General features: G+C 43.8%; 3 protein-coding genes. All 3 read left to right on the top strand.

Going from position 1 to position 9,201, the window contains the following annotated elements; translation table 11 throughout:
* Window positions 1-1,375, top strand: a 1,375-nt coding sequence (locus tag LHW48_05420) for an ABC transporter ATP-binding protein/permease (GenBank protein ID MCB5259903.1), incomplete at its 5' end; no start/stop codon positions are given.
* A 2-nt stretch (window positions 1,376-1,377) separates the two neighbouring features.
* The gene (locus tag LHW48_05415) at window positions 1,378-3,531 is read left to right on the top strand and encodes an ABC transporter ATP-binding protein/permease (protein ID MCB5259902.1); all 2,154 of its coding nucleotides are present in this window, start codon (window positions 1,378-1,380) and stop codon (window positions 3,529-3,531) included.
* Between the two features lie 123 nt (window positions 3,532-3,654).
* A complete protein-coding gene (locus LHW48_05410) occupies window positions 3,655-8,763 on the top strand; it encodes a choice-of-anchor J domain-containing protein (protein MCB5259901.1) in 5,109 nt (1,702 codons plus the stop codon).
* Window positions 8,764-9,201: the final 438 nt, after the last annotated feature.

Below are 9,201 nucleotides of genomic sequence, written 5' to 3'. Positions count from 1 at the left end.
GGTACGAATGCTCTTTGGAATGGGCCTGATTGCGGCGATGGATATTATCTTGATGACCATAGCGAGTTTTTCTTTTATGGTTTCTATAGATCTCCGGCTTACTTTGCTGGCGATCATACCCTTGCCCATCCTTTCCATAACTATAGGGTATTTTGGTAAAAAGATGCACAAACGCTTTGCTTTGGTGCAGGCAAGCTTTGCGGCCATGAGCGGCAAGATACAAGAAAGTGTTTCCGGAATCCGGATCGTAAAAGCCTTTGGACAAGAGCAAAGCGAACTGGGAAAGATTGACGAAGTGGGACTTGAATATGTGAAACAGAATATCTCTATGGCTAAAATCGCCGGATTCTTCCATCCCTTTCAAGGCTTTATTATTGCTTGTTCGATGATAATCACCCTATTCTTTGGTGGGCGCGCCGCCATCCGTGGCGATATAACCATTGGCGGATTTATAGCGTTCTTCCAATACCTGGGCATGCTGGTTTGGCCGATGATCGCGATTGGCTGGATAGTTGACATGTATCAGCGAGGAACAGCTTCCTTAAAACGCTTAAACAATATCTTTGGTGTACAACCGGAAATTGACGATCAACAGGCGAACCCCAACATCACAAAGCTGGAGGGCAGAATAGAGGTTAAGAATCTTAATTTCAGCTACGATAAAGATCTTCCCCTCATTTTCAAGGATGTCTCATTTTGCATAGAAGCAGGCAAAACCTTGGCCATTGTTGGGGCTACTGGTTGTGGCAAAACAAGCCTTATTGAGCTTCTGGTTCGCATCTACAATCCACCCAAAAACTCGATCTTTATAGACGATAATGAACTCTACCGCATACCACTTGAAGTGTTACGCAGAGATCTGGTGTTGGTTCCGCAGGATATCTTCCTCTTTAGTGATACTATTGCCAATAACATTCGCCTGGGCAATCCTGATCAACCCATAGATTCCGTATACGAAGCCGCAAGAATCGCCAGTGTGCATGATGAAATCATGGATTTTGACCATCAATTTGAAACTATGGTAGGTGAGCGTGGCATTACTCTCTCGGGCGGACAAAAGCAACGAGTGGCAATTTCGCGAGCTCTACTTACAAATCCTCAAGTACTTATCTTGGATGATGCTCTATCGGCAGTGGATACAAAAACTGAACGACAAATCTTGGAGCGTCTAATTCAAGCCAGAGCTGGAAAAACCACAATCATTATTGCTCACCGCATTTCCTCCATTCAACATGCAGATAGAATTATTGTACTCGAAAACAAGGTTATTAAAGAACGTGGCAATCACAATTCATTATTGCGGGCAGGAGGAATTTACCGCGATCTCTTCGAGAAACAACGCATTCGGGCAAGACTGGAAGAAGAGGAGGCATAATAATGATGCACGGACAACAGGGAGCCTTCTCTGCCGATGAAATAAAGGGAAAATTCTACGATCGCCGACTTTATGGCAAAATGGCACATTACCTAAAACCTTATATGAAATGGGTGATAATTTCTTTCTTGGTATTGATGCTGGTAACCGGTGCAGAGCTGATCTTGCCGCTTATTCAAAGCACAGCTATCGACAACTACATTGTTTCGGATAAATCTATCGCCATCTTTACCGATGAGAATATGTACCAAGAGTTTATGCAACATTATGAAGTGCTTAAACTAAAAGAGTACTCTCAAGATAAGATTCATTTTGTGGTAATCTCCGCTTCCGATCGCAACAAAATGGATAAACCTCATTTGGAAGAATTGGAAAACCTTGGCATCGTTAGCCCCCAAACTGTGTTCTTGGTGGATGATAACGCCACAAATCGGGCTATATTGCAACAACATCTGGAATTTGACGCTAATCCTGAAGATGGCATTGAAGAATTAGCCGGCTACTTCATGATTGGAAGCGGAAAAATTGCAGTTTCCAGATCTAAGATGCAAGAACTTCCCCGTAATGACCGATTGAAAGTGCGGCAGGATTCATCTGTAGCGCTTTTGTGGCTTTCTCTATTATACCTGGGCATCATCATTATCAGATTTGTTAGTGGATACTCTCAGGCGGTTATGACTACCACCTTTTCCCAGAAAGCCATGAACGATCTGAGACACGATGTATTTGCCCATTTACAGAAAATGCCAACGCAATATTTTGATAAAAATCCGGTTGGGCGCTTGGTAACCCGCGTTACAAACGACATTCGCGCCATCGATGAAATGCTTGCCTCAGGCGTAATAACCATCGTTCAAGATGTAATTCTAATTATCGCCATCGTTGCTTTGATGTTGATTCTGGATTGGCAACTAGCTCTGGTAAGCATGGCTATCTTACCGCTAGTAATCTGGGTAATAGCGATATTCCGACGCAAAACAAGAGTTATCTATCGTGAAGTTCGCAAATATCTGGCACAATTGAATGCCACTCTTGCCGAACACATAGCCGGACAGAAGATTATCCAACTATTCAACCAATACAGCCACAAACGGGATGAATTTGCCGCCATCAATCAGATGTATTTCCTTACATCCATGAAACAGCTTAAGTTGTTTGCCTTCTTCCGACCCATAATTCATGTCTCTTCGCAGATCGCCGTGGCAATCATTATCTGGTATGGGGGTGGTCAGATATTGCGCAGTGCCATTACTATAGGCCTCTTGATGGCTTTTACTCAATACATCCGCAAACTGTTTGAACCCATCAACGATTTTAGCGAAAAGTTTAATGTGCTGCAAGGCGCTCTAGCTGGTGCAGAACGCATCTTCGACCTCATGGCGCTAGAACCGGAAGACTACCGTGCCGAGCTTATTAACAATGTTAAATTTGAGGGAGAGATCGAGTTTGAAAACGTATGGCTTGCTTATAATCACGATGAATGGGTGTTAAAAGATATTAGCTTCAAAATAAAACCTGGTGAAAAAATCGCCCTAGTAGGTCATACAGGCAGCGGAAAAACCTCTATTGTAAACCTCATTTTGGGCATGTACCCATATCAGAAAGGCCGCATCTTAATCGACGGGAAGAATCTGAGTAGTTATGCTCTTAGAGATTTGCGCACAAATGTGGGTATAGTACAGCAGGATGTGTTTATCTTTAGCGGCAATATTAGTGAAAACATCGCCCTAAACAACAGTAAGATGACTGCCGAAGAGATTCGCCAAGTGGCTCAATACGTTAATGCCGATAAATTTATCCAACAACTCCCTCATAAATATGACGAACCTGTAATGGAAAGAGGAGCAACACTTTCTACCGGACAGCGTCAGCTAATCGCCTTTGCCCGGGTATTGGCATATAACCCCTCCATTTTCATTCTTGATGAAGCTACCAGCAATATCGATACCGAAACCGAAATACTCATTCAGGACGCTTTGGAAAAAATCATTAAGAATCGCACCTCCATCATTATTGCGCACCGTCTTTCTACCATTCAGCATGCAGATCGCATTATTGTGCTGCATAAAGGAAGAATTGTGGAGGAGGGCTCTCACTTCGACTTATTGGATAAGAAAGGTCTTTATTATGACTTGTATCGTTTACAATACACCTAACTATTTGAAACATATTTGTTTTTGGAACAACATATGCTGTAATAACAAAAAGAGATTGACAAAATATTGCAACGTGTATTAGTTGTTGATTATGGAATAATCCCTTGATCTATAGGAGGATCAATGAAAAAGAATTGGCTTATTATATTGGCCCTGATGCTGCTTAGTAGTGCTTTTGCCTACGAAGTAGTCGCTTATCAGGAAGACTTTGAATCTGGCGCTGAAGGCTGGATTATGTATGACGGCGCTGAGAGCCCCAACAATTGGCACCCTTATGATAATGGTGATGCTCAAGGCGATGTGTGGTGGATGGGAGATACAGAGCTTGCCGTTGGCGATGATATTGGTGGATACTACAACCATCAATACTTGGTGCTCGATACTCCCGCACGTACCATCACTACTGATGGTGCAGTTTTATCATTTAAAATGAGACTCGGCTTAGAAGACCCAGGCGTGAACGGAGACTACGATGGATGGGATTCTGCAAATATTCGCATATCTACCGATGGCGGCACCACCTGGAATGTGATTTCCGGAAGCCCTGCTTATCATTTTCAAAACTCCTATGCCTTCGGCAGTGAACATGGTGAAGGATTAGGCGTACCCGGTTGGGGCGGAATTGTCGACAGATGGACAAATGCATCTTTCGACCTCTCTGCCTACATTGGACAAAGCGTAAAAATTCGTTTTGCTTTTGCCTCAGATCCGGCTTATAGCACGGCCGACCAATCCGATATGTTCGGTTTTATGGTAGATGACATTTCTTTTGGCGGCTACACCAACAACGGTGTTGACGATGATATGATGACTTGGAGCAGCTTGGTACCACTCGGTGGACAGCTTTGGCACATTGCCACCGATGTAACAGCTCCCTCTCCAACCCATGTGATGAAGAATCAAAACGAAGCCGGCTCCTACAATCCATATATGCTAAACTATTTGGTAAGCCCTTCCATTACTCTTCCCTCCGAAGGGGAAATTCGCGCCGACTTTATGCTTATGGGCGAATTTATCGACAATGGCACTTTCCCAGATGTGGATTATTTTGGTTGGGAGATTTCTCCTGATGATGGTATTTCCTGGTACGCCATGAGTAATCCTTATAACGATGAAGAAGGCGTTAATTATGTTTATAGCGATGCTCCCACTACATGGATGTCTATGGTAGATAGTTATAGCCTTAGTGGCTATATTACAGATTACGCCGGTCAAACCGTAAAATTCCGCTGGTATTTCGAATCTAACGATACTGCGGAAGGCACCGGATTGATGATTGATGATTTCAAAATCTACAACGATATCTACATTGCCCCTCCTGAAAACTTGGTAGCGGAGGTTGATGGAAATTCTGTTTATTTAGATTGGGACGCTCCGGGTACTAATGTTCAACCCGGTGAAGAAGGCTGGCTTACCTATTGTGGTGAGAACGAAGGGAACTCGATTGGGGCCAACGAAGCCGCAGATTTCAGCGTAGCTGCAAAATGGGATGCCATGGGCATAGAAAACAGCATTCAACCCTACGTTGGTATGAATATTACCAAAATTGCTATCTTCCCGATGGAAGCCGCTTGTGAATATTCGGTTCGCATCTGGAACAGTAATGCCTTTAATCTGGTATTCGATCAAGCCGTAACAGACCCCGTTATCGGTGAATGGAATGAAATTGTTCTAGATACCCCATATACTATTCCTGCCGCAACCGTTGTAAGTGCAGGGTACCGTTGCAATGCCGAACTTGGTCACCCAGCCGGTATCGATGAAGGTCCCACGGTAAATGGCTATGGGAACATGATTAACATGGGAAGCTGGACTACTCTTACTTCTCTTGCCGATCTTGAAGGAAACTGGAATATTAAGGTATATGTAGCGGATGCTCAAGGCAGAGAATATGTTATGGGAGAACTTCCTGAAACTCCTTCTTATGCTAATGCACCACTCCAAAAACATTTTAATCGTAACTACAGCAGAATCAATCGCGACGTAGCATCCTATAGAATTTATCGAGACGATACACTGGTTACCGAAGTGGATGGCACTATTACTGAATATACCGATACTGAAGTAGCCGGTGGAACTCATAACTACCATGTTACAGCCATGTATGGAGAATATGAATCTCCTGCCACTAATACCGCTGTAGTATTTGTGATGCCCGAATCTTTCGTTGAACTTTCTCACGATGACGGCAGTCCCGAGCTAGGCCTCAATGTTGGTTCTCCCAGACAAATGGGTGTTTTATACAACGAATATGCTGGAATGCCCGTTACTCTAAAATATGGAAAGGTCTTTGTAGAAACCGTAAATACTGCACAGCTCGTGCTCCGTATTCATGAGGTCGATCCTGAAACTGGACTTCCCGGCACAATGATTGGCAATCAAGTTCAATATCCAGCCGCCAATATTCTCCCCGGATGGAATTATATTCCTATCCCCGGCGATAGAGTAGTAGAATCCGGACAGTTCTATATGGTTTTATTAGAAACACCAAACCACTCTGCTATTGGTGTAGATACCAGCAGCAATGGCTTTAGCTATACCAATCTCGGTTCCGGCTGGAATGCCTATGCCGATGGTGAAATCATGATTCGCTCAGTGGTAGAAACATCTTCAGGCGGAGATGATCTTTGGGCTCCCTCAAACCTCCATACTACCAGTATAGTTGGCATGGATGTTCATTTAGCATGGGATGCTCCAATTCCTCCTCCTACCGGAGAATGGATTACTTGGTGTGATGTTACTAATACCAGCAACGGTATTGGCACAAATGCTGCCGCACAGTTTGATATAGCTCACCGCTATGATGCAAACGACTTGGCAAATCTTCACGGATCTACTCTTACCACTGTGAAGTTTGTTCCCAAAGTAGCTCAAGCTACCTATACCATCAAGATCTGGACTGGGACTTCGGCTACCCAGCCTTCTACTCTGGTTCACTCTCAATTGGTAGCCAGTCCGGTTGCGAATAGTTGGAATGAAGTTGAACTAGACACAATCATCCCAATCCCTGCCACTGGAAATCTGTGGATTGGCGTTGGTATCGACACTCCATCTGGATACCCGGCTGGTTGTGATGCTGGCCCCGTTAACGAAGGCAAAGGCAACTTAATGAACTTTGGTGGATGGACAACCCTAACACAGGTAACCGATCCTTCATTGCCTTACAACTGGTCTATTCAAGGTTATGTAGATTATGGTCGCGCCCTCGCTCACATGCCTGCCGGCATCGTGGAAGCTCCTCTTGGCAGACCTGCCGGTAATCTTTCTGTTATTAGTGATACCCAAACTGCAACCAATAGCAATCAACAGATTATTAACCGCAATCAGACCGGATACAGAATATTCCGCGATGGAGCCTTAGTAAGCTTTGTTAACAATCCCGAAACCCTTAGCTTTGTTGATTCAGTTCCAAGCCCTGGAAGCTATTCTTACTACGTAACTGCCACATACACAGGTGGTGAATCTGAACCATCAAACACTATCGATGTAGAGATCGAAGAACTCGAAGCTCCTACAGATCTAACTGCTACAGTTAATAGAAACGAAGTTGTGCTCAACTGGGTAAGCCCCGCTACTCCGATGGAAGGTGAATGGATTTCCTGGAGTGATAACAGTATGCTGGGCAACAGTATTGGCCTTGATGGTCCTGCCAACTTCGATGTAGCTCATCGTTATGAAGCAAATGATCTTACAGATTATGTTGGCGGAGCCATTGCTCAGGTTAAGTTTGCCCCCATGTATTTAGATGCAATTTACACTATTAAGATCTGGACTGGTGGCACTGCAACAACACCCGGAAGCCTGGTTCACTCCCAAGTAGCTCCAAGCTTTAACATTGATGATTGGACTACAGTTTACCTTAGCAATCCTATCCCAATTGATGCCGGAGTACAGTATTGGATCGGTTATAATGTAAACACCCAGGGAGGCTTCCCTGCCGGTTGTGATGACGGTCCTGCTGTTGAAGGCAAGGGAAATCTAATTAACATGGGTGGATGGTCAACCCTCAGCCAGATTACCGATCCTCCTTTAGGATATAACTGGTTAATCCAGACCTTTGTGGCACAAAATATGACTCTTAAGGCAATTCCACTACCAACTATTGCCGAAACTCCCCTGCCCACACCTTCCGGAAACCTTGCCAGCCATCGCATAAGTAGCCCCAAAAATAACGAACGCGCTACCCTAATTGGCTTTAAGGTCTATCGTGATGGTACCCCTATTGCCACTATTGGCGATCCTCTGGTAACAACCTATACCGATCTTGCTCTTCCTAATGGGGACTATGTGTATGGAGTTACCGGATTGTATGGAGAAGCAGAATCTATGCCTGTAACCGTTGATGTAACAGTTAATGTGGAATTGGGTGCAATCGTATTAGAAGACAGTTTTGAAGAATACGATGACTTCGCAACCGTGTTTGCACCTTGGACTCTACTCGACCTAGATACTTCTACTACCTACGGTTTTGATGGTATAGAATTTCCAAATAGCGAAAGCGCCATGGCATACATCATCTTCAACCCTAGTGCCACAGTGCCTCCTATAACTACTCTTGCTCCGTTTGAGGGAGATAAAATGGCTGCCAGCTTTGCAGCTACCACTCCTCCCAATACCGATTGGCTGATTACTCCTCAGATTGCCTTGGAAGAAAATAGCAGCATTAGATTCTATGCCAGAAGTCACACTACTCAATACGGAATGGAACGCTTTAGAGTTGGTGTGTTAACTTATGATACTATCATCCATCAACTCTTCCAATTTGTAACTGGACCGGATTATGTGGAAGCTCCTGCAGACTGGACCGAATATAGCTATGATCTTTCCCAATATGACGATCAGAGTGTATATATTGGTATTCAGTGTATTTCTGATGATGCTTTCGTATTCTACGTCGATAACTTCACCGTGTATAGCGGTTCATCCGATAACAACGACGTGAATGCTCCGGTAGTAAAAACCGAGCTGAAAGGCAACTATCCCAATCCCTTCAACCCGGAAACAACCATCAGATATAGCGTTAAAGATAACGGTCCTGTTAGCTTGGAAATCTACAACCTGAAAGGTCAGCTTGTAAAACGCCTGGTTAATACCGAAAAAGCCGCTGGTGAACACACAGTGATTTGGAACGGAACCGATATGAATAACCGCAATGTAAGCTCCGGAGTATATTTCTACAAAATGACCTCCGGTAAATACAGCGCATCCAAGAAAATGATCATGATGAAATAAGCAATTAAGCTTATCCATAAATCGCAGGCTCCCTTTGGGGAGCCTGTTTTTTGTGGCAGAAGTGTGCTTTCATCGTGTATATGTGAAAAAACAAAAACCTCCTTGGATTCTTACTACTATCTCAATTCTCTTTTCACAGCCATTGTTTCAAGCTATAGTAAAAGTTCATTCAAGTTGCCTTCATCCTTTTCTGATAGCATTATCACGGGAGTAAGCATCTTTAACAATTGGCTATTGTAATGGGAATGGTATCAAGAGAAGATAGTTGAAATTCTGGCGAGGAATAACTGAAGCTGATGGTTCATAACACACAAAATAGACCGTTGAATTATCGGGGCATGGGACGAAGTCTCATTCTACAAGAAAGGGGAGGGTATAGCTACGATCAAAAAATCCAACCAAAACGAGATCTCGTGTATAAAAATATGCTAAATATGG

Source organism: Candidatus Cloacimonadota bacterium (genome assembly GCA_020532355.1).
Taxonomy (GTDB): domain Bacteria; phylum Cloacimonadota; class Cloacimonadia; order Cloacimonadales; family Cloacimonadaceae; genus UBA5456.
The sequence above is the reverse complement of the archived record's forward strand: the minus strand, read 5'-3'. Positions and strand labels throughout refer to the sequence as shown.

What these genes read in the sequence shown, in the direction of transcription:
- LHW48_05415 (MCB5259902.1), top strand. Translation starts at nt 1,378, where the DNA reads ATGATGCACGGACAACAGGGAGCCTTCTCTGCCGATGAAATAAAGGGA.
- LHW48_05410 (MCB5259901.1), top strand. Translation starts at nt 3,655, where the DNA reads ATGAAAAAGAATTGGCTTATTATATTGGCCCTGATGCTGCTTAGTAGT.